The 25866-nt window shown below is 57.4% G+C and carries 20 protein-coding genes and 1 pseudogene; 20 read left to right on the top strand and 1 reads right to left on the bottom strand.

Annotated elements, in window-relative coordinates; genetic code table 11:
• The first annotated feature begins 292 nt into the window (after window positions 1–292).
• The 4 genes from citZ to HRQ60_RS09150 all read left to right on the top strand — a co-directional run bounded on the left by citZ (window position 293) and on the right by HRQ60_RS09150 (window position 5081).
• On the top strand, window positions 293–1405 hold the full coding sequence (gene citZ, locus HRQ60_RS09165; protein WP_172195504.1) for a citrate synthase: 1113 nt from the start codon (window positions 293–295) through the stop codon (window positions 1403–1405).
• A 184-nt stretch (window positions 1406–1589) separates the two neighbouring features.
• On the top strand, window positions 1590–2888 hold the full coding sequence (gene icd, locus HRQ60_RS09160; protein WP_172195503.1) for an NADP-dependent isocitrate dehydrogenase: 1299 nt from the start codon (window positions 1590–1592) through the stop codon (window positions 2886–2888).
• Between the two features lie 115 nt (window positions 2889–3003).
• On the top strand, window positions 3004–3957 hold the full coding sequence (mdh, locus tag HRQ60_RS09155; protein WP_172195502.1) for a malate dehydrogenase: 954 nt from the start codon (window positions 3004–3006) through the stop codon (window positions 3955–3957).
• A gap of 242 nt (window positions 3958–4199) precedes the next feature.
• Entirely contained in the window at window positions 4200–5081 is an 882-nt protein-coding gene (locus tag HRQ60_RS09150; RefSeq protein ID WP_172195501.1) for an SDR family oxidoreductase, read from the top strand.
• 200 nt (window positions 5082–5281) lie between these two features.
• Here the strand turns inward: HRQ60_RS09150 and yfbR are convergent, their stop codons facing one another.
• Entirely contained in the window at window positions 5282–5908 is a 627-nt protein-coding gene (gene yfbR / locus HRQ60_RS09145; protein ID WP_172195594.1) for a 5'-deoxynucleotidase, read from the bottom strand.
• A gap of 154 nt (window positions 5909–6062) precedes the next feature.
• Between yfbR and HRQ60_RS09140 the strand changes: the two genes are divergently transcribed.
• The 16 genes and pseudogenes from HRQ60_RS09140 (at window position 6063) to HRQ60_RS09065 (ending at window position 25838) form a co-directional block, all read left to right on the top strand.
• Window positions 6063–7037, top strand: a complete 975-nt coding sequence (locus HRQ60_RS09140; RefSeq protein WP_172195500.1) for a bile acid:sodium symporter family protein — start codon at window positions 6063–6065, stop codon at window positions 7035–7037.
• On the top strand, window positions 7034–8836 hold the full coding sequence (gene pnpS / locus HRQ60_RS09135) for a two-component system histidine kinase PnpS (RefSeq protein WP_172195499.1): 1803 nt from the start codon (window positions 7034–7036) through the stop codon (window positions 8834–8836). The genes HRQ60_RS09140 and pnpS overlap by 4 nt, the downstream gene beginning before the upstream one ends.
• A 191-nt stretch (window positions 8837–9027) precedes the next feature.
• Window positions 9028–9762 (top strand): response regulator transcription factor, encoded by a 735-nt coding sequence (locus tag HRQ60_RS09130; protein WP_172195498.1) that lies wholly within the window; start codon window positions 9028–9030, stop codon window positions 9760–9762.
• A gap of 113 nt (window positions 9763–9875) precedes the next feature.
• On the top strand, window positions 9876–11063 hold the full coding sequence (locus HRQ60_RS23895) for a methyl-accepting chemotaxis protein (RefSeq protein WP_172195497.1): 1188 nt from the start codon (window positions 9876–9878) through the stop codon (window positions 11061–11063).
• Between the two features lie 118 nt (window positions 11064–11181).
• Window positions 11182–11937, top strand: a complete 756-nt coding sequence (pstB, locus tag HRQ60_RS09120; protein ID WP_172195496.1) for a phosphate ABC transporter ATP-binding protein PstB — start codon at window positions 11182–11184, stop codon at window positions 11935–11937.
• A gap of 26 nt (window positions 11938–11963) precedes the next feature.
• Window positions 11964–12623, top strand: a complete 660-nt coding sequence (gene phoU, locus HRQ60_RS09115) for a phosphate signaling complex protein PhoU (RefSeq protein WP_172195495.1) — start codon at window positions 11964–11966, stop codon at window positions 12621–12623.
• Window positions 12624–12923: 300 nt separating this feature from the next.
• On the top strand, window positions 12924–15101 hold the full coding sequence (locus HRQ60_RS09110) for a serine hydrolase domain-containing protein (protein WP_172195494.1): 2178 nt from the start codon (window positions 12924–12926) through the stop codon (window positions 15099–15101).
• A 136-nt stretch (window positions 15102–15237) separates the two neighbouring features.
• On the top strand, window positions 15238–15921 hold the full coding sequence (locus HRQ60_RS09105) for a response regulator (protein ID WP_172195493.1): 684 nt from the start codon (window positions 15238–15240) through the stop codon (window positions 15919–15921).
• A 198-nt stretch (window positions 15922–16119) separates the two neighbouring features.
• The gene (locus HRQ60_RS09100; protein WP_343044652.1) at window positions 16120–17076 is read left to right on the top strand and encodes a sensor histidine kinase; all 957 of its coding nucleotides are present in this window, start codon (window positions 16120–16122) and stop codon (window positions 17074–17076) included.
• A 63-nt stretch (window positions 17077–17139) separates the two neighbouring features.
• A pseudogene (locus HRQ60_RS09095) lies at window positions 17140–17917 on the top strand (ABC transporter ATP-binding protein).
• Window positions 17901–19901: an ABC transporter permease gene (locus HRQ60_RS09090; RefSeq protein WP_172195492.1), complete on the top strand. Its 2001-nt coding sequence runs from the start codon at window positions 17901–17903 to the stop codon at window positions 19899–19901. The pseudogene HRQ60_RS09095 and the gene HRQ60_RS09090 overlap by 17 nt, the downstream one beginning before the upstream one ends.
• 57 nt (window positions 19902–19958) lie before the next feature.
• Window positions 19959–20912 carry a magnesium transporter CorA family protein gene (locus HRQ60_RS09085; protein WP_172195491.1) on the top strand — a complete coding sequence of 318 codons (954 nt, stop codon included), beginning with the start codon at window positions 19959–19961 and terminating at the stop codon, window positions 20910–20912.
• Window positions 20913–21045: 133 nt separating this feature from the next.
• Window positions 21046–23718, top strand: coding sequence for a DNA polymerase I (gene polA, locus HRQ60_RS09080; RefSeq protein ID WP_172195490.1), 2673 nt, complete (start codon window positions 21046–21048; stop codon window positions 23716–23718).
• A 121-nt stretch (window positions 23719–23839) separates the two neighbouring features.
• Entirely contained in the window at window positions 23840–24688 is an 849-nt protein-coding gene (gene mutM, locus HRQ60_RS09075) for a DNA-formamidopyrimidine glycosylase (RefSeq protein WP_172195489.1), read from the top strand.
• Complete coding sequence (gene coaE, locus HRQ60_RS09070; protein WP_172195488.1) at window positions 24685–25281, top strand: dephospho-CoA kinase; 597 nt, start codon at window positions 24685–24687, stop codon at window positions 25279–25281. The genes mutM and coaE overlap by 4 nt, the downstream gene beginning before the upstream one ends.
• Window positions 25278–25838, top strand: coding sequence for a lytic transglycosylase domain-containing protein (locus HRQ60_RS09065; protein WP_172195487.1), 561 nt, complete (start codon window positions 25278–25280; stop codon window positions 25836–25838). Before coaE ends, HRQ60_RS09065 begins: the two co-directional genes overlap by 4 nt.
• Window positions 25839–25866 lie beyond the last annotated feature (28 nt).

Here is a 25866-nt window from a genome sequence, read left to right as displayed (position 1 = left end):
TTTTATCGGACCGATAAAACAATTTGATTCCTCAGAGATTCATAGAAATGTTCAAAAAAATGACAAAATCCGGTATGATGGCTAAGAGTAAGGTTACATGTCTTGTTGTTTTTGAGCAAGATGTCGAGACCGGGGCCCAAACGTTTGTAAATCGCTAAAAACGGTTACAAATATTTGGGGTGTGTTTCAAACCCGAAGGCCTGCCAAAAGTCTGCGGGTTGCAAACACATCGCGTGCTCCTGAGAATTACCGCCTGCATTTATCCGTTCCATTCTAAGAGGAGTGATGTACGATGACAGCGACTAAAGGTCTGGAAGGCATTGTAGCCGCAACTTCTTCGATCAGTTCGATCGTGGACGGCGTGCTTACATATCGGGGGTACAACATCGACGATCTGGCTGAAAACGCTTCGTTCGACGAAGTGGCCTACCTGCTATGGCACGGTGCGCTTCCGAATGAGGAACAGTTGGCGAAATTGAGAAGCAATCTGCAGCAGTATTCGGCCGTTCCGGCGCAGCTGATCGAGCAGATGAAGTTGTATCCAAAAGATATGAACATGATGGCTGCGCTGAGAACCGCCGTATCGGGCCTTGCCCTGTACGATCCTTCAGCGGACGAAATGACCCGTGAATCGAATCTGACCAAAGCGGAGCGCCTGCAGGCGCAGCTGCCGACACTGGTTGCCGCATTGGCCCGGATCGCCGAAGGCCAGGAGCCGATCGCACCGAAGGAAGGCCTGGGTCTTACCGAGAACTTCCTGTACATGATGAGCGGCGAGCTGCCGGAACAAACGGCTATCGAAGCGTTGGACAAAGCGCTTGTGCTGCACGCCGACCACGAGCTGAATGCTTCGACATTCGCTTCCCGCGTTACCGTGGCGACGCTGTCGGATATTTATTCCGGGGTAACGTCGGCTATCGGCGCACTCAAAGGCCCTCTGCACGGCGGAGCGAACGAAGCCGTCATGCGGATGCTGGAAGAGATCGGTTCCCTCGAAAAAGTGGAGCCTTACGTTCAAGACAAGCTGGACAACAAAGTCAAAATCATGGGCTTTGGCCACCGTGTCTATAAGAACGGCGATCCGCGCGCGAAGCATCTGATGGAAATGTCGCGCCGTTTGGGCGAGGCCAAAGGCGATTCGTCGCTGTACGAGATGTCGGTCAAGATCGAAGAACTGGTGACTTCGCAAAAAGGTCTGAAACCGAATGTCGATTTCTATTCGGCTTCCGTGTACACGCTGCTGGGCATTTCCCGCAAGCTGTTCACTCCGATCTTCGCGATCAGCCGTGTATCCGGATGGACCGCGCATATTCTCGAACAGTACGAAGACAACCGTCTGATCCGTCCGCGTGCCGAGTATGTCGGCGAGCTGGATCTGACGTACTTGCCGATCGCGCAGCGCTAAACGCTTTTTGTCGGGTACCGCCCGGAAGCTTTATAAGCCACGGGCGGTTTTTTTCGGCAAAAGATTCACGTTTTGTTCAAAATTCATCCGTCATAAGCTACAATAGAAGAGATTGCGGGCGCAGGTTGTTTCCATACGGCATGCCCCGAAACCGTACCAACACTTCGAAGGAGGAATTCCATTCATGTCTAAATTTGAAAAATTCACTGCACCGACTGAGGGAGAACAAATTCAGATCGAAAACGGTACACTCGTCGTTCCGAATAACCCGGTTATTCCGTTTATCGAAGGCGACGGCACAGGCCGTGACATCTGGAAAGCTTCCAAACGCGTATTTGACGCAGCCGTTGAAAAAGCTTACGGCGGCAGCAAAAAGATCGCCTGGTATGAAGTGTTTGCGGGCGAGAAAGCTTTCAATACATACGGAGAGTGGCTGCCGGCCGATACGCTGACTGCAATCCGTCAATATATCGTAGCGATCAAAGGACCTTTGACGACGCCAATCGGCGGGGGCATCCGTTCGCTTAACGTAGCGCTGCGTCAGGAGCTTGACCTGTACGTCTGCCTGCGCCCGGTTCGTTACTTCACGGGCGTACCTTCACCGGTTAAGCGTCCTGAACTGGTCGACATGGTTATTTTCCGCGAGAACACGGAAGATATCTATGCGGGCATCGAGTATCAGGAAGGCACCGAAGAAGTCAAAAAAGTGCTGGAATTCCTGAAAAACGAAATGGGAGTCAATAAGATCCGTTTCCCGGAAACGTCCGGAATCGGCATCAAGCCGGTATCCGAAGAAGGCTCCAAGCGTCTCGTTCGCGCAGCGGTTCAATACGCGATCGACAACAACCGCAAAACGGTTACGCTGGTGCATAAAGGCAACATCATGAAGTTCACCGAAGGCGCCTTCAAGAACTGGGGTTACGAAGTGGCGGAAGCGGAATTCGGCGACAAAGTGTTCACTTGGGCACAATATGACGTAATCAAAGAAAAAGACGGTACCGATGCGGCAAACGCGGCTCAAAAAGCGGCTGAAGACGCAGGCAAGATCATCGTGAAGGACGCTATTGCGGACATCGCGCTGCAGCAGGTCCTGACCCGTCCGACCGACTTCGACGTTATCGCAACGTTGAACCTGAACGGCGACTACCTGTCCGATGCCCTGGCGGCACAAGTCGGCGGTATCGGGATCGCTCCGGGCGCCAACATCAACTACGTCACAGGCCATGCGATCTTCGAAGCGACCCACGGTACGGCTCCGAAGTATGCGGACAAAGACGTCGTGAACCCGGGTTCGGTGATTCTGTCCGGCGTTATGATGCTTGAGCATCTGGGTTGGCAGGAAGCGGCCGACCTGATCTACAAAGGTTTAGAAGCGTCGATCAACAACAAAACGGTCACTTACGATTTCGCCCGTCTGATGGAAGGCGCAACCGAAGTGAAATGCTCGGCGTTCGCCGACGAAGTCATTCGCAATATGCAATAATAGCCTTACCGCGTACGGGCGGAAAAGGAGCCTGGAACGGCTCTTTTTCCGCCCGTTCTTTTTTTGGGCATCGACACCCGAGTTACCCATTTCCGAAAAGGGAGGCACAACCGCCATGACCCATGCACGCAAAAAGATTACGATTGTCGGAGCCGGTTTTACCGGCGCGACGACCGCATTGATGATCGCGCAAAAAGAACTGGGAGACGTCGTGCTGCTCGATATTCCGCAGTTGGAGAATCCGACCAAAGGCAAAGCGCTCGACCTGCTGGAAACTTCTCCGGTACAAGGCTTTGATGCCCGAGTCACCGGGACGTCGAATTACGACGAAGCGGCAGATTCCGACCTGGTGATCATCACGGCCGGTATTGCACGCAAACCCGGCATGAGCCGCGACGATTTGGTGAGCACGAACGCGGGCATTATCCGTTCGGTCTGCGAACAGATTCGCCGGGTGGCTCCGGAAACCACCGTGTTGATTCTGAGCAATCCGGTCGACGCGATGACCTATGCCGCTTATCAGACACTCGGTTTTCCGAAGAACCGCGTGATCGGACAATCGGGGGTATTGGATACCGCACGCTACTGTACCTTTATCGCCGAAGAATTGAACGTATCGGTCGAAGACGTACGCGGCTTCGTTCTGGGCGGCCACGGTGACGATATGGTGCCGCTGGTCCGCTATTCCAGCGTCGGAGGAATCCCGATCGAATCGCTGATTGCCAAAGAACGGATTGCCGAGATCGTCCAGCGCACGCGTGTAGGCGGCGGAGAGATCGTCAATCTGCTGGGCAGCGGCAGCGCCTATTATGCGCCGGCCGCTTCGCTGGTCCAGATGGCCGAAGCCATTTTGAAAGACAAGAAGCGGGTTCTGCCTGTGATTGCGCTGCTGGAAGGCGAGTACGGTTATCGGGACCTGTTCCTGGGAGTACCGGCAGTATTGGGCGGAGACGGCATCGAGAAGATATTCGAGCTCGAATTGACGCCCGAGGAGAAGGCGGCACTCGACAAGTCGGCCGATTCGGTCCGCGGCGTGATTGCCGTTGCCGCTTCGGGACTGCCGGAGTAAACGTAAGGTTGAAGAGTCTACCGCAGGGCGGAACCTTCTTCATGTCCAATTTTGGCGTCCACAGCCGCAGCGGCGGCGTGGGCGTCTTTTTGCCTTATGCCGGCCTCACGCAAAAGTCCTATTTGAAAATTGGGGATTTGCTCCTTTTTTTGGATTGAACTGTTTGGCTGTTCGCGCAGAGTGGTAAGTATCCAACGGAAGCTAAAGACACCTCAAGACCTACACGAAGGGAGTTTTCGACAATGCCAACCAACGAACAGCAAGCCAATGAACAAAGACCCCAAAGTCCTCCTGCCCAGCAGCTTGACGGGCATGGAACAGAATCGGAAATGACGCCGAGACCCGAGTATATTTCTCCTACCTACAAAGCGGCAGGCAAGCTTGAAGGCATGACCGCCGTTATTTCCGGAGCCGACAGCGGCATCGGCCGCGCGGTAGCGGTCCATTATGCGCGCGAAGGCGCGGACGTAGCCGTTTTGTATTTCAGCGAACACGAAGACGCGGAAGAAACGAAGCGTCTGATCGAAGCGGAAGGCAAACAGTGCCTGTTGATTGTCGGCGATTTGGGCGACGAGTCGTTTGCCCAGGAAGCGATCAAGCGGACGATCGACAAGTTTGGCAAACTTGATATCGTCGTCAACAATGCGGCAGAGCAGCATCCTCAAGAATCGCTGATCGATATCACAGCCGATCAGCTGGAGCGGACGTTTAGAACGAATATTTTCAGTATGTTCTTCCTGACCAAAGCGGCTCTGCCGCATCTGAAAGCAGGAAGCTCGATCATCAACACGACTTCGATTACGGCTTATCGCGGCAGCCCGGAACTGCTCGATTACTCGTCGACCAAAGGGGCGATCGTCAGCTTCACCCGCTCGCTGTCGATGAGCCTGGCGGAGCAGAAGATTCGTGTCAACGGCGTGGCACCGGGGCCGATCTGGACCCCGCTGATCCCGTCGACTTTCCCGGAAGAAAAAGTCGAGTCGTTTGGCGAATCGCAGCCGCTCGGCCGAATGGGACAGCCTTCCGAACTGGCTCCGGCTTACGTCTATCTGGCTTCTCCGGATTCTTCCTACGTCAGCGGCCAAGTTATTCATGTCAACGGCGGCGAAGTCATCAACGGGTAAAGCCGCAGCGGGACAAGAAAGCTTTTTTCCTTAATGCTTTTGTTTTTCGCCTATGCCAAAAGCCGTTTCATCCCGCGCGGACGCGCCGGATGAAACGGCTTTTTTTGTTGATTTTTTTCGAGAATCGATTCTGATTCCTGCCGGGACTGCGGAAGCGGCAGCCGAAAGCGGATGCGCTCACGGAAACGGTCCGGTTGGACTCAGCGGACTTCCGGCCGCTGCGTTTCCTCGCCGAGCTGGGTCGACAACTCGTCGAGCGTCATTTCGAAAGCCGGCGCCAGATGCTTGAGGAAGTATTCCACTTCCGGCATTGCCGACTCGGCCAGCTTTTCTTCGGTCTGGTGCTTGGCTACCGCGAATTCGCGGTTGCCGGCGGCCACTTCCCACGCGCACTTGAGATAGGCGTCGATCCGGTCGGCCGCTTTGACATAGGCATGCAGAACTTTGTCTTCTTCGTTGGGTTCGGTCGTGCCGATCAGGGAAGCATAGACCGGCTGCAGCGCTTCCGGCGCCATATCGTTCAGACGCTGGGCACCCATTTGTTCGATCAGACGGAAGTTGGTCAGCAGCGTCTCGTTGTGATGCTTGACGGGGGTCGGAATATCTCCGGTAAACACTTCGGGAGCATCATGGAACAGAGCCAGCGAGGAGGCACGGTCCGCATTGAGCGACTTGCCGTACAATTCGTTGCCGATCGTGCACAGCAGATGGGAGAGCAGCGCCACGTGATACGAATGTTCGGCGACGTTCTCGGTCATCGTACTGCGCATCAGGCTCCATCGTTTGATATGTTTAAGACGGTATAAATAAGCGGAGAACGGATAAATGGTCAATGCAGGCACCCTTCCTTTTGCGCGTTTCGCGGCTTTCGGTCTCTAAACTTTGTGGTAAGATGAAGAAGACACGGTATCCATTATAGCAAACCGGAGAGGAAGGAACGCAAGTGAAAATCGCAGGATTAAAGCGGCAGCGGGAGATCCGATGAGAAACGGGGCTCTGGCGTTCAGCAGTTGGGTAGACCGGAATCTGTTCTGGTTGACACCCTTGATGCTGGCGGCGGGCCTGGTGTTCTCCAAGCCTCTGCTGCCGCTGGTTCCCTCCATCGCCTATCTGTTCGCCTATATCACTTTTGTGATGGGCGTAGGCTGCGGCCGGGATCATCTCAAGCAGGTGTTCGCCCGTCCGCTGCCGATTGTACTGACGTTGGCGCTGAGCCATCTGGTCGCTCCTGTCGCCGCGTTTGGTCTGGGATGTGCGCTGTTCGGCGCCGATTCGCCTTATACGGTAGGGCTGGTGCTGTTTACCGTCATCCCGCTGGGCGTGTCTTCCGTACTCTGGATCGAGCTGTCCGGAGGCAGTTTGGCATTGGGGCTGGCCATGGTGCTGCTCGACTCGGCGCTCAGTCCGATTGTCGTGCCCGGATTGATCCGGATCTTTTTTGGCGCGGAACTGGGGTTCGATACGATCGGGCTGATGCGGGATCTGCTGCTGATGGTCGTCGTGCCGACGGCGCTTGGGGTCGTGATCTACGAACGTTCCGGCGGAAAGTTCAAACAGCGCGCCGCTCCCGTTCTGCTGCCGATTTCAAAGATCTTTTTTATGCTGGTGATTTTGCTGAATGCGGCGGGGATCGCTCCTTACGCTTATGAGCTTCGCGGCGACCTGGTCTCGGTGGTGCCGGCGGTTCTGGTGCTGGTCGCTCTCGGGTATCTGCTTGGCTATTACGCCCCGCTGCTGCTTCGCGAACGCACGCCCGAGCTGTCGGTTACGGTCTCGTTTGCAGCCGGGATGCGCAACAACTCGCTCGGACTGGTTCTTGCCCTCGGTTATTTCTCGCCGCAGGCGGCCGTTCCCGTCGTGCTGGCTATTCTGGTTCAGCAGCCGCTTGCGACCCTGCATCAGTTTGTATTAAGAAAATTCAAACCGTATCCGCTGAAGGAGAACTTTCACTCATGAAACCATTTCGTTCCCGCCTGACGCTGATTCTGCTGGTGCTAGTCGGCGTTTCGGTGCTGGCCGCCGGCCTGACGATGGCCAAAGTATTTCGGGATTCGCATATTCATTCTCTCGAAGACTATATGGGCCGGGAAATCGCTCTGCTGGAAGAGCTGCTGAAACTGCCTGACGCCCCGCAAAAAGGCGAGCCGATCGCGCCGATGTTCGGCATCGAAGCGAAGCGGCTTGCCGATCTGACCGATTCCCGGGTGACTTTTATCTCGAAGGACGGCAGGGTTATCGGAGATTCGCAGAGCGATGCGGCTTCGATGGACAATCACCTGGATCGTGAAGAAATCCGTACATCCGGTCCGGGTATTCCCGGTCATTCCGTACGATACAGTCATACACTTGGACGGGATATGCTCTATGTGGCAGCCCCGATTGTTTCTTCCGACGGGTTCGAGGGGTATATTCGTCTGTCGATGAGTCTCGGCATCGTGGAGGAAGGGCTGCAGCGGGGCTGGATCATCATGGGCAGTGCGTTGGCCGTCCTGTTCCTGTTCGCCGCCGCGGTCAGCTATCGTCTGGCCAAAGGGCTTACCCGTCCGATCGAACATATCATGGATACGGCCAACCGGATCTCCAAGCTCGATTACGATGCGAGAGTCGGTCCGATGCGCCGCGACGAGATCGGCCAGCTGGGCGCTTCGATCGACAATATGGCCGACAGTCTTCAAGCGCAGATGCATACGATCCGGGATAATGAGAGCCTGCTGCAAAATGTGCTGGACAATATGACCGGCGGCATCATTATGGTCGACGAAGCGGAGAAAATCGGGCTCGTCAACCGCCAGGCGGAGCGGATGCTCGGGATTCGTTCCGACCGAGTGGTGGGACGCCCCTACGTGGAGCTGAAGCGGTTCTACGAGCTGACCCGTTTTATCGAGGAAGGGCTGCATCGCAAGATGCGCATGCACGACGAATTGACGCTGTTCGTGCCGGAAGAAAGACTGATTACGCTGGACGGAGTACCGATGACCGTCCGGGACGAGTCTTATCACGGCATGCTGTTTCTGTTTCAGGACATCTCGGATATCCGGCGTCTGGAGCGGATGCGCAGCGAATTTGTGGCGAATGTGTCCCATGAGCTGAAAACGCCGGTCGCCGCGGTCCAGGGATTTGCCGAGACGCTGCTGGCCGGCGGCGTAAAAGACGAAGACACGGCACGTTCTTTCCTCAAGATCATCTACGACGAAGGAGAGCGGCTGAACCGGCTGATCGGCGATATTCTCGATTTGTCCAAGATCGAATCCCGCCGTATCCAGCTCGACTATGCACCCGTTCATGTGCTGACACTGTTCCAGTCGGTCAGTAAGGTGCTGGAAGGGGCTGCCGAACATAAACGGATCGAGATTCGCCTGGAGGTGCCGGAAGAGCTGTTTATCGAAGCGGACGAAGATCGGCTGAGGCAAATTTTTATCAACCTGGTCGGCAACGGAATCAGTTATACGCCCGAAGGCGGCCGCGTATCGATCAAAGCGGAAGAATTCGTGGACGGAGAATATGAAGACGAACGGGTCCGGTTCAGCGTATCGGATAACGGGATCGGTATTCCCAAAAAGGATCTGCCGCGGATCTTCGAGCGCTTCTACCGGGTAGACAAAGCGCGTTCGCGCAGTTCGGGCGGTACGGGGCTTGGGCTGTCGATCGTCAAACATCTGGTGGAACTGCACCGGGGATCGATTTCGGTCGAGAGCGTACTTGGCGTCGGAAGCACTTTTAACGTGGAACTGCCGGTGCTTCAGGAAAATCCTTAATTTTTTACACAGCGTTAACAATGCCATGATATGCTGATGGAGGTCAAAACAAGGCGAGGGCATAAACCTGTCGATTCATGCCGAAAAACGGTGAATCCGCTTGCGGGGATTACACCGGATAAACATACAAAGCGTGAAAGACAGCGGTCTTGTGCAAGCGCCGCAGGCAAACGAAATGGGGGATCGAGCCAATGGCTAGGAAATTGCTCGTCATCGAAGATGAGCCGACGCTGTCCCGGTTGATTTCTTACAATCTGTCGCAGGACGGTTATGAGGTTGTGCTTGAAGAGCACGGAACGGGCGGGTACGAACGGGCTCGCAGGGAAGCCTTCGATTTGATTTTGCTCGATTTGATGCTGCCCGGCATGAGCGGAATCGAAATTCTCGAGAAGCTGCGCGCTTCCGGCGTCAAGACGCCGATCGTGATTCTGACCGCAAAAAATGCGGAAGAAGATATCGTGCTGGGATTGAAACTTGGCGCGGACGACTATGTCACAAAACCGTTTGGCGTATCGGAAATGCTGGCGCGCGTCGGGGCGGTCATCAGACGTACCTCCGGCGAAGAATCGGAATACGCGGCTCCCGCCGTGTCCGAGTCGAAGATCAGCCTGGGTGCGCTGACCATTTATCCGGATAAATATGAAGTGACACTCGGCCAGCAGTCGATCAACCTGCGGCCGAAGGAATTCGAAGTCCTGCTCTATCTGGCGCGCAAACCCGGCGTCGTGATGACCCGCGACGATCTGATGAACGCGGTGTGGGGCTTCGATTATATCGGCGGACAGCGCACGGTTGATGTTCATGTCAGCTCTTTGCGCAAAAAGCTGGAGCTTGACCCCGGTTCGGTGCATATCGATTCGATCCGAGGTGTCGGCTACAAGTTGGTCGTGGCTCAAGCGAAAATGGACTCTCGTTCTTCCCTGTAAGGGGGGACCGGAGTCCTTTTTTTTGCGTATTTTTACCTCGACTTAACGGAGCGTTAACATCTGTCGAACGCGGCATAGGTATAATGAAGGAAAAAGACAGGGGAGAAACGTGAATGCCGGGAGCGGGCACGCTGGAAAAGGAAAGTTTGGGTCTGGAGTCGCAAAGGTTCGCAGAGGAATGGGAAGGACAAGACGAGGAGCGGCTGCCGTTCGAACAGGAAAGCGGCGGCGACAACGAGCCGCTGCTCTCGGATTACGCCAGGCAGGTTCCGATCATAGGTCCCGAACTGACCTGCTTCGAAGCGCTGCAGGTATTCAAACGGGAACCGGCCGCTCCCTGCATCGTGGTCTGCTCGCCGGATGGACGGCCTCTGCTTCTGCTGATGCGGGATGCTTTCTACCGCAAGCTGACTGGCCGCTTCGCTCCCGAACTGTTCTACGACCGTTCGGTGATGGGAGCGTCGGGTACTCTTCCGCTGACGGCCGAATCCGTCATGTGTCCGGCCGAACTGATCGATACCGCGCTGACCAGAGAAGACGAGTCCTTCTCGGATTGTGTGGTTCTGACCCGGCAGGGCCGCTGTGAAGGCGTATTGACCGTGCGCGATCTCATTCGGCTGTCCCGGGATCTGCAGGGACGTTCTGCGCTTGAACGCCAGAAGCAGGTCGCCGGCAGCCGCCGGATGCTGGAAGGCGTATCGGGCTCGCTTGCCGAGATCCACGATGCGGCGGGCAGCGTAGTGCGGGAAGCGGAGACCATGAACCGCCGCACCAAAGAAGGCCGCCGCGCGCTGTCGGAAGCCGGAACGGCTTTTGCGCAGGCTTCGGAAGCCATTGCGCAGCAGCGCGGTTCGATCGGCGGCCTGGTCGCCTGCGCCCGGGAGATCGCGGAAGCGACAGGTTCGATCCGCGGCATAGCCGGAACCAGTTCGCTGCTGGCACTGAACGCTTCGATCGAAGCGGCGCGGGCGGGAGAGTCCGGCCGCGGATTTGCCGTGGTGGCCGGAGAAGTCCGGACTTTGGCCGAGTCTACCCGTCTGCTGTCGGACGGGATCGCCGCTCTGCTGGAACGCATGCATACGCTCAGTCTGAATGCGGCGAGCGGGATGGAAGAAGCCGAGACGCGGATTCGGGGAGCGGCGGACCGGATGGGGGCGGCCGACGAAGAGTTCCTCAAGGTATCGAGATCGGCCGACGGTTCCGAACAGGGAGGGCGGTTTACTTACGGTTTGACGGAAAGCGCCCTGCAGGAGATCGGAACGGTTCGCAAAACGCTGGAAAATTCGCTCGATTCCGTATAAACAGACGCAATAAGCGTGTATCGGACAAATTTTACGCTGCGTTTACAATTCTTCTTAACGTGTTTAACATTCCGGGGATAAACTGGCTTGAGGAGAACCGCGAAGGAGACTCAGAAGAATGGAACCGATTATTCGTACCGAAAAGCTGGATCTGTATTACGAGCAGTTTCATGCACTCAAGAACGTTAACCTGGATATTCCCGAAAAAGCGGCAACCGCCTTTATTGGACCTTCGGGCTGCGGCAAGTCGACGCTGCTTCGGACGTTGAACCGAATGAACGACCAAATCGCCGGCACCCGGATCGAAGGACTCGTGTCGCTCGCGGGCGACGATATTTACGATAAAAACATGGAAGTCGAATCGCTGCGCAAACGTGTCGGCATGGTATTCCAGCAGCCGAATCCGTTTCCGAAGTCTATCTACGAGAACGTGGCTTACGGCCCGCGTCTCAAAGGGATCAGCAAAAAGCAGGAGCTGGACGAGATTGTCGAGGAAAGTCTGAAGCAGGCCGCGCTCTGGGATGAAGTGAAAGATCTGCAGAAGCATTCGGCATTCGGACTGTCCGGCGGACAGCAGCAGCGTCTATGTATCGCACGCGCTCTTGCGGTCAAGCCCGACGTTCTGCTGATGGACGAATCCACTTCCGCACTCGATCCGATTTCGACGGCGAAGATCGAAGAACTGATCCGCGAAATCAAGCACCGCTACACGATCGTCATGGTGACGCACAATATGCACCAAGCGGCACGTGTGTCCGACAAAACGGTCTTTTTCCTGAACGGCGAAGTCATAGAAGCGGCGGAGACGAAAACTTTATTTTCCACGCCGGAAGATTCGCGCACGGAAGATTACATTTCCGGCCGGTTTGGTTAATCACAAATAAAGGAGGTCGTTTCCATATGGTCCGCAGAACAGATTTTGACATGGGATTGAACCAGCTTCGCGAACTGCTTATCAAGATGGGTACGCGCATGGACGAAGCTCTAAAAGAAGCGGTAGAGTCGCTTAAGACCGCCGATCTGGTCAAGGCGGAAGAAGTAATCCGACGTGACGGAGAGCTGAACGTACTCGAAGAGGAAATTCTGGAACTGGGTTCGCAGCTGATTATCACGCAGCAGCCGGTTGCCAAAGATCTTCGGCGCATTATCGTGGCTTTCAAAATTTCGAGCGACCTGGAGCGGATGGGCGATCTGGCCCGCGATATCGCCAAAGTGACCGTGCGCCTGGATGGGCAAACGGCGGTCAAGCCTCTGGTGGATATCCCGCATATGGCAGGCATCGCTTCGTCCATGATCTCCGAATCGCTTCGTTCTTACATGGACGAGAATACGGATCTGGCTTACAAAATGGCCAAGGACGATGACGAAGTCGATGAACTGTACGGCTCCATGCTGCGCGAATTGTACGCGCTGCTGCTCGAAAAGCCGGAAGCGGCACCGCAGATGATGCTGCTCCAGATGGTCGGCCGCTATATCGAGCGGATTGCCGATCACGCGACGAATATCGGCGAGAATGTCGTGTTCCTCGTGACCGGACACCGTCCGGATCTGAATTCCTGATATTCCCCGCCTGTCGCCCTGATCCCCCCGTTCAGGAGGCATCTTCGTTCAGTTTGTCTGATCGGAACCAAGTCCGCATACGATCCGAAGCGCTCTCGCTTCGAATCGTCGCGGGCTTTTTTTTGCCTGTTCGGGATCGGGAACCCCGCTTCGTCCAATGTGACGACAATGTCACGATTTTCTCCTGCTTGTCATCCGGATCGGGCGACCGGGTCTGCTTCCTCTTCTACAATGGAGAAACGGGAATAACCGAAGGACAGTACGGCTTCCCCGAATTCGAAAAGCAGGGAGAGGATAGAAATGACAGGGCAGCAGGCAAACGGGAAGCCGAATCAAGGTCCGAAGCATCGGAATGACCGGGAGGTCCGATCGGAACCAAACGACCGACAGCGGAAAAAGGGCCGCAGCCCGGAACGGATCGGAAAGAAAGCACGCAGGGCTGGGCGAATAGGGAAGCTGACGGCGTCGCTGCTGCTGATCCTGCCGATCCTCCCGATACACGGCGGATCCGTCTTCGCGGTTTCCGCCGCAGACCGGGCATCCGGATCTTCCGCTCCCGCCGCCAAAGCCGGACAGGGGCCGCGCGATGCGGCGGAAGTCCAGGCTTTTCTGGACGATTTCTTCGCCCGCGACGATATCGCCAAGCCTGGAGGGGCGGCCGCCGTGTCGGTCGTACAAAACGGCAGAGTGCTGGCTTCCCGGACTTACGGCGAAGCCGCGCAGATGCCGGGCGGTACAACCGAAGCACGGGATCGGTTCCGGATCGGTTCCGTGTCGAAAGTGTTTACCGCCGCGGCCGTTATGCAGCTGGTGGATCAGGGGCGAATTTCGCTCGACGACGATATCGAATTGTATCTGGATGGCTATACATTGAACAATCCGTACGGGAAAAAGGTGACCGTGGGAGACCTGCTGACGCATACGACGGGATTCGAAGTCCGGGAACCGCCGGACGCCGGTTATGTGACGGATCGGTCCCGAAAGCCGGTTTCTCTTGCGGAGAGCGTGTTCGAAGTGTTCCCTCCGGTTGTCCGCGAGCCGGGGACTTCCTACATGTACGATAATTTTGCTTCAAGGCTTCAGGGCTATCTCGTACAGCAGGTCAGCGGAGAATCGTTCGGCAGTTATATGGACAACCATCTGTTCCGACCGCTTGGCATGACCTCCAGCGATTTCAGTCTGACCGAAGCCGACGAGCGGCATCTCGTGCCTTCTTACGGGCCGGATGCCGAAGCGATTCCGGTGTACCGATTCTCGCCGGAAGAATGGCCGGAAGGAAGTATGGTCTCGACGGCTGACGATATGGCGAGCTTTATCCAAATGCTTCAAAACGGCGGCCGTACAAAAACGGGAGAGACCGTCTTGTCGCCCGAATCGGTCCAAGCCATGATGACCTACCAGGCCGCGATCCATCCTTCGCTGCCGGACACGACCTACGGCTTGGAAGGAGCCGTCGTTCCGTCCAAGACGAACGGCGAGCGGGTTGTTTCCAAAGGAGGCGATATTCAGGGTTACAGTTCGCTGCTGTGGCTGCTGCCGGATCGGAGCACGGGCGTATTCGTGTCGTATAACGCAAACAGCGAACTCCGTTCGGAGCTGTTCACGGCTTTTATGGATCGCTATTATCCGGGCAAATCGATCTACCGTGCGGCTCCGGGATTTCAGCCGAACTCCCGGCAGGAATTGGCCCGCTTTACGGGGCTGTATTCCGATCTGCGTATCAAGCTGTTTACACGGATCGAAACGGACGGCGACGGATCGCTTGTCGTGAGCGATCTGTTCAGCCGGCATCGTCTGAAGCAGATCGGCGAGCTGCTGTTTGTGGACGAGCAGGGGGCTCCGCTTGCGTTCAAGGCCGACCCGGACGGACAGATCATCGATATGAAATACTCCAATCTGTTCAGCTATTCGGTCAAGGTGCCCGAGCATCCTGCCGCGTTCCTGGATGTGCCTGCGGAGCATCCTTACGCTCCTTATATTCTCCCTCTCAAATCGCTCGGGTATACCGGCGGAGAGGCTTCGCAGCCGTTTCGCCCCGAAGAGACCGTATCCCGCGGCGCGTTCATCCAGGCGTTCAATGCGGTCTGGAGCCTTCCGCCTTCCCCGAACCCGCCGCTGTTCAAAGACACCGTCCGTTCGCCTTATGGCAGAGATATTCAAGCCGCCGTGGAAGCCGGTCTGCTGAGCGGGACAGGCAGCGGACTGTTCGAACCCGACCGGCCGATTCGGCGCGAAGAAGCCGCTTCGATCGTCGTCCGACTGCTTGCGGTGACCGGTATCCGTCAGCCCGATCCGTCGGCCCGCCTGAAGCCGGGCGCCTCGGACTGGGCGGCCCAGGCGGTCAGCTCCGCCGTCCTGTGGAAGCTGCACGGACCGGAAGTGACCGAATCCGCCGGAAAGTCCGATTATAAGCCGCAGCAGCCGCTGCTCAAGCAGGAACTGGCGGCTCTGCTGTTCACAATGCTGGAGCCGCAATAAGATCGAAGCGGGAGGAGCGGCTTTGGCCGCTTCTTTTTGGTATACGCTTCGGGCCAAGGTGGTATGATGAACGCATCGGAAGCAGGATCGGCGGCTGGCTTGGATCGCCGCGAATCGCTGAAAGGAGAGAAAGCCGGTGGAAGCGACCATTTTGATCATCGAAGACGATACAGCTATCTTCCGTGCGCTGAAAGAACGGCTGGAGCAGTGGTCTTTTCGCGTGGAAGGACCGGAACGTTACGACGATATCATGAGCACCTATATTCGCGTGCAGCCCCAGCTGGTCATCATCGATATCCAGCTGCCCATGTACGACGGTTTTCATTGGTGCCGGGAGATCCGGGCCGTATCCAAAGTGCCTATCTTGTTCCTCTCCTCCCGCGATCATCCGCTGGACATGGTGATGGCGATGAATATGGGCGCGGACGATTACATCCAGAAGCCTTTTCATATGGATGTTCTGCTGGCCCAGATTCAAGCGGTTCTTCGCCGGACTTACTCTTACCGGGAAGAAGCGGACGAACTGATCGAATGGAACGGAGCGGTATTGGACATAAATCGGGGACTGATCCGCAGGGAAGGACAGGAAGCTGCGTTGACCCGCAACGAATTTTTCATTCTTGTCCTGCTTGTCAAATCGGGGGATACGATCGTCTCGCGCCGCGATTTGATTCGCAGGCTGTGGGACGATGAACAATTTGTCAACGACAATACGCTCACCGCGAATATCACAAGGCTGCGGCAGAAGCTGGCGGTATTCGGACTGGAAGAAGCGATAGTCACCAAAAAAGGACTGGGTTATATGGCGGCGACGCTGTGAGGAGTGAGGAGGAGACGGCGTGGTATTTCGTTATTTGTATGACCGTAAAAGCTGGATTCTGTTCGGAGTCTCTTCGCCCTTCTGTTCACGGATCTGCTGATCTGGATCGACAGCGGCATCGCGCTTCGTCCGGAGTCGCTCCTGTATCTGAATCTGGTGCTGGCGGCCGCTTTTGCCGGATTTCTCGGTTGGCGCTTTGTGCGGGAAACGAAACATGCCCGGAGGCTGCTGGAACTGGCCGAATCCCCGGAGGCGGACTGGGCGCAGGTTCTTCCGGCTGCCCGTTTCCTGGATGAACAAGCGGCCAACCGGATGCTGCAAGCGGTAGACCTCTGGCATGCGCAGCAGATGTCCGGCAGCTTCTCCGCACGTTCTTCGGATCGGGACGATATGGCCGCCTGGGTACACGAAGTCAAGACGCCGCTGACTGCAATGAAGCTGCTGATCGATGCGGACCGAAGCAGTCCGGCCGTACGCCGCCTCGAGTCCGAATGGCTGCGGGTACATCTGCTGGTCGACCGCCGTTTGTATATGTCCCGGCTGCCTTCCCTTGAAGCCGACTGTGTGATGGAGCGGACCGAACTCCGCCGACTGGCCGCCCGGGAAGTGCGCGATCTGGCCGCCTGGTGCGTGGAGAAAAATATCGCGGTGGAATTTGCAGGAGAAGACGCCGAGGTTCGGACCGATCTCAAATGGTGCCGGTTCGTTCTCCGGCAGCTGCTGACGAATGCGGTCAAGTACAGTCCGGACGGCGGCTTGATTACCCTGAATATCGTTTCCCTGCCGAACGGGGCCGCGGCGTTGACCGTCCGGGACGAAGGACCCGGCATTGCGCCGCACGATCTGCCGCGTATTTTTGACAAAGGATTTACGGGAGGCAACGGAAGACTGCAAAATGCGGCGACGGGTCTTGGCCTGTATCTGGCCCGGACCGTCGCAGACAAGATCGGTCTGGCGCTGGAAGTCCGTTCCAAGCCGGATGCCGGCACTTCGGCAAGCCTGAATTTCCCGGCCGCGAACCCTCTTCAAACGCTCCGGGGCGAAACGGCTCCCAAAGAGACGATTCCCAGCGAGACGGACCTAAGCGAGACGGTTCCCGGCGAGACGGTCCCAAGCGAACGGCCGCCGCTTCGCGGGCAGCCCGAATCCGGCTGACCGTATTCCAACCGAAAGGAGGTCGTTCCTATCGATTTCGAAGATTTGATATTCGCCGGCGGCATCGCTTCATCCGCAGCGGCGCTGCATGCCGAGAAAGTCCGCAAGTCCTTCGGGGTCAGAGGCAATATCCAGCAGGTGCTGAGAGGTATCGATCTTCGCATCGCGCATGGGGAATTCGTCGGGATTATGGGTCCTTCCGGTTCCGGCAAATCGACGCTGCTGAATGTACTGGCCGCGATCGACCGGGCGACCGAAGGCCGAATCCGGATCGGGGGCACGGAGATCACGGCGATGGGGAACAGCCCGGCTGGCCGAGTTCCGCCGGCAGCGGCTGGGGCTTATTTTTCAGGATTACAATCTGCTGGACATGCTGACGGTCAAAGAAAACGTGCTGCTTCCCGTCTCGCTGGGCCGTATGCCAAAAGCGGAGGCGGAAGAAAGGTTCCGGCGTATTGCCGCAGAACTTGAACTTCTGGATCTTGCGGCCCGCTACCCGTCCGAGTTGTCCGGCGGCCAGCGCCAGCGGACGTCCGCGGCCCGGGCGCTGATCCGGGAGCCTTCGATCGTATTCGCCGATGAACCGACGGGAGCACTCGATTCCAAGTCCGCGTCTTCGCTGCTCGGGCTGATGGAGCGGCTGAACCGCGTTCAAGGCGTGACGTTCCTGATGGCGACCCACGACCCGGCGGTGTCGAGCTACTGCAGCCGCGTGGTTTTTCTCAGAGACGGAGCGATCTACTCCGAAGTGTACAAAGGCGAGCGGTCGCGCCAGGCTTTTTTTAAAGAAATTCTTAATGTGCAGGCCGTGCTCGGAGGCGACCATGTGGACACGCTTTGATTGGATCGTGCGCAGTATGCGAGCAAACGCTTCTTCTTACGTATTTTATGGTTTTGCGCTTGCGTGCAGCGCGGCTCTGTATTTTATTTTTGCTTTTTTGCAGAATGAAGCTCCTGCCGAGTCCGCAGCTGTAGGCGGTTTCCGCTCTGCCGAGGTGTTCCAGGCGGCCGGTATCCTGACGGTGCTGATCGGAGGAGCTTTTGTTTTTCGGGCAAACCGGCTTTTCCTGAAGCGGCGCAGCCGGGAGATCGGTTTGTACCAGCTGGCGGGTCTAAGCCGACTCGAAGTGGCGAGGCTGCTGCTTGCGGAGCAAGCGCTGCTGGGCGCGGCGGCTCTTCTGATGGGTACGTGTGCCGGAGCGCTCGCTTCGCGTTTTTTTTGGCTTCTGCTGCTGAAACTCATCGACGCCGGGCGCGAAGTGCCGCTTTCTTTTTCCGGGACTGCCGCTCTCCAGACGATAGGCGTCTTCGCGGGGCTGATCGTGCTCGCGCTGGTGCAGATCGGGATCGGCATCCTGCGTTCGCCTCTGCCGAGGTTTGAAGCGGTCGCTCGGAGCCTTCCTGCGAAAGAAACAGAAGGCCGGGCCGCCTTGGCGGGTCTGGCTTCCGCTGCGCTGATTGCCGCCGGCTACTCGCTTGCGGACCGAATCGCGAGGCCGCAGGGGCTGGCGATTCTGCCTATCGTTCTCGGCGCTGCCTTGGCAGGCACGTATTTGCTGCTGCGTGTCGCGATCGGCGGGCTGCTCGCCTATATCCGTTCCCGACAGAACGGACATTTGAGTATCGCCCAAAGTCTGTCGCTGGCTCCCATCATGCACCGGATGAAGAGTACCGCCAATTCGCTGACCTGGATTACGATTCTGTCCGCATTGATGCTGACCCTGCTCGCCCTTGCGTCTTCGCTGTATTATTCGGCGGAAACCGAGTCGAGGGCGATGATGCCCGACGATTTTGTTTTTGAGAATATGCCGCACCAGGCGCAAGCTTTCGAGGCACGGCTGGAGCAAAAAGCTTTGGTCTTCACACACCGGTCCGTGCCTGCGCTTCGCGTGCGGGGCGCAGGCGACACGCCGCAGAACGCGGGAAGTCTGCTGCTGCCGGCCGAGTCGCTGGTTTACGCCGGGGAGGAAGCCGCCGCTTGGCATATATCCGGTGCAGACCCGGGCGGAGCGCTGCCCGATCTGCCCGGTCCCGGAGAAGCTTTCGCTTACCGGGGACTGGAGCGGCAGCCGCTTCGGGAAGGAAGGGACGCCGGCAGAGTCTGGAACCCGCTTCATCCGGGTATGGATACGGAAGAAAGAGCAGGACGCGGCGAAACGGGACTCAGCGGCGGCGGTCTGCGGATCGCACGCAGCCTGGATCGCTATGCGGTGAATTACAGCGTGCGCGGCCGACAGTTCGTCGTCCGCGCAGCCGGGGTGCAGGAGCTGCGCATGCAGTGCCGGAACTCTGCCTTGTGCGAAGAAGTTCGGCTCGACCTTTACCGGATCGCCGACCCGAATCGGCGTGCGGCCGCTTCGGAAGCCTATGCCGACGATGGCGCAAGGCCGGGCATGCATCCGTATTTTGTCTTCTTCTATAGAGAGTCGCTGCACAAATTCGGACTGCTGCTGTTTATCGCCGCTTTTCTGGGGTTTGTCTTCCTGGTTTCCACGGGCAGTCTGCTGTATCTTCGGCAGATGGCCGAAGCTGACGCGGAGAAGCCGGATTATGCCGTGCTGCGCAGGCTTGGGATCGACGAACGCGAGATGATGGCGGGCGCGGTCCGCAAGCAGCTGTTCGTATTCGCCGTCCCGCTTGCGATCGGACTGCTCCATTCGATCTTCGCCGTCCGGGCCGCATCCGCCTTGGCGCTGTCGAATCTGTTCGTTCCGGCTGCCGCCGCCCTGCTGCTCTACACGCTGACCTATCTGAGCTTCGCGGCCTTGTCGGTAAGAGGCTACCGGCGAATGATCCGCGAAACCGCTGAGCGCGATATGGTATGATAATCTGCAGACAGGCCCAGGCCGGGCCGATGCGAAACCAACAGACGGAGGATGGACATGCAGGAAAACAAAGCGGATAACCGGAGCGAAGAGTGGCGCTGGTACCGATTGCGGGATATACAGGAAGCATCGGAGCATACGGACTTCGGAGCTTCCGTGAAAGAATGGCTGACGGAAAGCGTAAGCCGTGTACATAACCGGACGCGGGCCGTTTCGCATCTGCAGGAAGGGCCTGTATTAAGCGGAACGCTGGCGCTTGGCATGAACCCGGAGAATCAGGGCCGGAGACTGCTGCTGCATTACTATGTGACCGAGCGGCAGCTGATTACGATCGGTTCCCTGGACGAAGTGCCGGTCCGGATGAACCTCTCCGAGCTGTACGAAGCGGTAGAGCGCTGTCCGCACCCGGTGGAAGGGCTGCTTACGCTTGCCGGCGAAGTGCTGGAGACCTTTTTTATCAAAGTGGACGAAATCGAAAAGCGGGTCACCGAAGTGGAAGAAGCGATGAGCCGCCGCAACGACAAATTCATGCTCAAACGGATCATCGGCCTGCGCAGCGATCTGACGTACTGGAATTCGCAGGTTGTTCCGGTCAAGGAAATCCGCTTTGCGGCGGAAGAAGTCTTTCACGAAACGCTGGGCGAATCGGGAATTATGCACCGTCTGCAGCTGCGCCTGAACCGGGTCGGCATGCTGCAGAGGGAATACGGCGACGAGATCGATTCGCTGCTGCGGGTCGACGACAATCTGACCAACTATCGTTCGAACGATATCATGAAAGCCCTGACCGTCTATACGGTGATGCTGACGCCGACCACGGCGCTGGGCGCGATCTGGGGAATGAATTTCGAACACATGCCCGAGTTGGGCTGGAAGTGGGGATATGCCGCGTCGCTGCTTTTCATTTTGGGTTCCACGGTGGCGACCTATCTCTGGTTGAAGCGTCGTCAGCTGACCGGCGATCTGCTTCGGATGGATATGCGCAGCGGCAAAGACGACTCCGATTTTTGATCGGGATTAGGAAGCGTGGGGTTCCGGCGCACAGCCGGGCGAAGACAGCGAAAAGGCCGAACCCTGTTCGGTTTTTTTGTCGTTTGATGGTATCATAGAAATACGAAGATTCCAGCGAAACGAGGTTGCGAAGATGACGAAATTGATGATGCTCGATGGCAACAACCTGATTTATCGCGCTTTCTACGGCATTACCGCTCCGTTGACCACGGCCGACGGCAAACCGATCAACGCCGTATACGGGTTCATGCTGATGCTCACCCGTTTGATTGCGGACGAGAATCCGACACATATCATGGTCGCGTTCGACGCGGGCAAAGTTACTTTCCGGCATGGCGATTATACCGCCTACAAAGCCGGCAGACAGAAGACGCCGCAGGAGCTGTCGGGACAGTTCCCGATGCTCAAGGAATTGATCGATGCGCTCGGCATTGCCCGCTACGAACTGGACAGCTACGAAGCCGACGATATCATCGGAACGCTCGCCGCGAGAGCCGAAAGCGAAGGGATCGATACGGTCATCGTCAGCGGCGACCAGGATATGCTGCAGCTCGCTTCAGAACGGGTTCGCATCAATATGCTCAAAGGCAAGGGAGTCGGCGACGTCATTTCCTACGGCCCCGAAGAAATCATGGAACGCTACGGACTGAAGCCGCAGCAGATCATCGATCTCAAAGGACTGATGGGCGATACGTCTGACAATATTCCGGGTATTCCCGGCGTCGGCGAGAAGACGGCGCTCAAGTATCTGCATGAATACGGCAGTGTCGAGAGCCTGCTGGAACATACGGCGGATATCAAAGGCAAGATCAAAGAGAAGATCGAAGCCCATGCCGAAGACGCCAGACTCAGCAAGAAGCTTGCGACCATTTTCCGCGAAGTGCCGTTGACCCAATCGCTGGACGATCTGGCGTTTGAGGGAATCAAGCGTTCGACGGCGGTTCCGGAACTGCAGAAACTTCAGTTCGCGTCGCTGATCGACAAACTGAAGTATGCGTCGGACGGCGAACAAGAAGATCCTTTCGCAGAGCCGGAACCGGAAGCGGCGCCGATCGATGTGCGGATTGCCGACGAAGGGAATATGGAGGAGCTGGTGGGATTCCTGCCGCAGGTCGAGATTCTGCATGTGGAGAGCCGGGGAGACAATCCGCACCATGCGGCCGGAATCGGCCTGATTCTGCACGGGGGCGACCGGTATTATTACCTGCCGTTCGAACGGCTCAAATCGCCGGAAGCCGCTCCGATCGTCGCGTGGCTGGCCGATAAGGATGTGCCGAAGACCGGCTACGATCTGCATCGGGCCGACCTTGTGCTGCATTGGCACGGCGTACCGTTCGCGGGCGCGTCGTTCGACGTACAGCTGGCCGCCTATCTGATCGATCCGACGGAGACGGCGCAGAACGTCAGCGGACTTGCCGCCAAGTACGAACTGCCTTCCCTGACCGACGACGAACAGGTCTTCGGCCGCGGAGCGCGTTTTGCCCTGCCGGACGAGCAGACGCTGAGCATGCATCTTGCGCGCAAAGCGGAAGCGATCGCGGCGATCGTGCCGAAGCAGCGCGAGCTGTTGGAAGAATACGAGATGAACGGCTTGTTCTACGATCTGGAGATGCCGCTGTCGCGTATTCTGGCCGATATGGAAAAGCAGGGCATTACGGTCAATCCGGAAGACCTGCGTGCGCTCGGCCGGGAGTTCGAAGAAGAAATCGCCCGGTTGACGACGGAGATCTACGAGATGGCGGGGACGGAATTCAATATCAATTCGCCCAAGCAGCTCGGAGAGATCCTGTTCGAGAAAATGGGGCTGCCCTCCGGCAAAAAAACCAAAACCGGTTATTCCACCGACGCCAAAGTGCTGGAGGAACTGGCCGGACACAGCGATATCGTGCGCCTGATTCTGCACTACCGCCAGGTCTCCAAACTGCAGTCGACTTATATTGAAGGACTGCTCAAAGAAATCCGCGAAGAGACGGGCAAGGTCCATACCTACTTCCGTCAGGCGCTTACCGCGACAGGCCGGTTGAGCAGCCAGTTCCCGAATCTGCAAAATATTCCGATCCGGCTCGAAGAAGGACGCAAGATCCGCAAAGCGTTCGTCCCTTCCCAGCCGGGTTGGAGCATCCTGGCCGCCGACTATTCGCAGATCGAACTGCGCGTGCTGGCCCATATTTCCGACGATGAACGCTTGAAGGATGCTTTCCTGCACGATGCGGATATCCATACCCGCACCGCGATGGACGTGTTCGGCGTAGCCGCCGAAGAAGTCGATTCCAACATGCGCCGTTCGGCCAAAGCGGTCAACTTCGGGATCGTGTACGGAATCAGCGATTACGGACTGTCCCAGAACCTGGGCATTTCGCGCAAAAAAGCCGGCGATTTTATCGATCAGTATTTCGCCGTCTTCGGCGGAGTGCAGAAATACATGCACGATATCGTCGAACAGGCGAAGCTGGACGGCTACGTCAAGACCCTGCTCGAACGCCGGCGCTATCTGCCCGAGATCCGTTCGTCGAGTTTCAATCTGCGTTCTTTCGCCGAGCGGACGGCCATGAATACGCCGATCCAGGGCACGGCCGCCGATATCATCAAGCTGGCGATGGTCAAAGTCGATCACGAATTGTCGTCGCGCGGACTCAAGAGCCGCATGCTGCTTCAGGTCCATGACGAATTGGTATTCGAAGTGCCGGAAGACGAAATGGAACTGATGAAAACTCTTGTACCCGAAACGATGGCCCGGGCGCTGCAGCTGGCCGTGCCGCTCAAAGCGGACGTAAGCTTCGGTTCCAACTGGTACGAAGCCAAGTAATCCGCTTTGCAGGCTGTGTTTTCGCGGCGCTGCAAATCCGGTATAATCAAACGGGAACTTCTGCAATAAGCCCTCCCGGCCCGATTCGGCCGGGACGAGGCGGGAAAGGTGAGTACGCGCTATGCCCGAATTACCCGAAGTCGAAACCGTCAGACGGACTTTAAATACATTGATTGCAGGCAAACAAATCCAGCGGGTAACCGTCTCCCTGCCGCGTATCGTGCGCCGCCCGGAAGACCCGCTGCTGTTCGCGGCGCTGCTCGAAGGGCAGACGGTCCGCGGCATCGAGCGCAGCGGCAAGTTCCTGCGCTTCAATCTGGACGGATGGGTGATCGTGTCCCATCTGCGGATGGAAGGCCGATACGGCCTGTATGACTCGAGCGATCCGGTCGAGAAGCACACGCATGTCATTTTCCATTTTACCGACGGAACGGAACTTCGCTATCGCGACGTCCGGCAGTTCGGCACCATGGATCTGCTGCCTTCCGGCGAAGAGTTTGCTGGAGCGCCTCTGCACAAGTTGGGGCTTGAACCGCTGGCGCCGGAGTTCACGGCCCAGGCGCTTGGCGCCAAACTCGCAGGCAAAAAGACCCGGCTCAAAACGGTACTGCTCAATCAGGAAGTGGTCGCCGGAATCGGAAATATTTATGTCGACGAAACGCTGTTCCGTGCGGGACTTCATCCCGAACGTGCGGCGGGAAGTCTCAGTTCCGCGGAACTCGAACGGCTGCACCGCTGCATTGTGGATATTCTCACCGAAGCGGTTGCGGCGGGGGGATCCTCGGTCAAGTCGTACGTGAACGGCCAGGGTGAGTCGGGCTCGTTCCAGGATCAGCACCGGATCTACGGACGCAAAGGGCAGCCCTGCCATAACTGCGGCACTCCGATCGAACGCATGGTCGTGGGCGGCCGCGGCACGCATTACTGCCCGGAATGCCAACGTCCCGGTCAAGGAGGGGACGAAGCATGAGAATCGGACTGACCGGCGGGATCGCCACGGGCAAGAGCACCGTATCGAAACTGCTCGAAGCCCGGGGCGTGCGGATTGTGGACGCCGATGTGATTGCGCGCGAAGTGATGAACCCGGGGCAGCCGCTGCTTGACGCTGTCGCCCGGAGGTTCGGAAGCGAATTTCTGCTGCCGGACGGCGGGTTGGACCGCCGCCGGATGGCCGAGCATATATTCAACCGGCCGGAAGAGCGGCAGGCGCTTAACGCAATCGTCCATCCGGCGATCCGCGCGGAGATCCGGCGGCAGGTCGAAGCCTGCGAAGCTGCCGATCCCCAAGCGGTCGTAGCGGCCGATATTCCGCTGCTGTACGAATCGGGGCTGGAAGAATTGTACGAGCGGATCGTGGTGGTCTATGTACCGCGGGAAGTTCAGCTTGCCCGCCTGATGCTGCGCGACGGACTGTCGCCGGAGCAGGCCGAAGGGCGGCTGAATGCCCAGCTCGATATCGAAGACAAGAAGCGCAGAGCCGACTGGGTGATCGACAATTCAGGATCGCCGGAAGAAACGGAGCGCCAAGTCGATCTGCTGCTGAAGAATCTGGGGCCGCGATGAGAATGTGGAAAAAAAGATTCGCGCTGCCTTTGTTTCTGCTCGTATTGGCCGCCCTGTTCTGGAACAGCGGCTGGATGGCCTGGGTGTATCCGATCGGCTACAAAGAAGATATTCGCGAACAGTCCGAATCGTACGATATCGATCCGTTTCTGATCGCTTCGATCATTCGGGTCGAGACGAACTTCAAGCCGAGCAAAGAATCCAAAGTCGGTGCGCTGGGCATTATGCAGCTGATGCCGGATACGGCAAACTGGGCAATCGAGCAGGGACGTCTGCCGCAGGCGACACCGGAGCGGATCAAGCATGAACCGGACACGAACATCCGGATCGGCACCTGGTATCTGCGCAATCTGTCCGATCAGTTTGGCGACAACCGTCTGGCGGTCGTAGCCGCCTACAACGCCGGGCCCGGCAACGTGAAGAAATGGATACGGGAAGGGACCTGGGACGGAACGCTGGAAGACGTACGCAGCATTCCGATCGGGGAGACCCGGCACTATATACAGCGGGTCGTTTATTATTATAATCAGTATACGAAAGTTTACGAGACGTTCTGAACCGGAGAAAAAGGCGCGCGGCGCCTTG

The organism is Saccharibacillus qingshengii (assembly GCF_013185195.1).
Lineage (GTDB): Bacteria > Bacillota > Bacilli > Paenibacillales > Paenibacillaceae > Saccharibacillus > Saccharibacillus qingshengii.
This window is presented reverse-complemented; position numbering and strand designations above follow the sequence as displayed.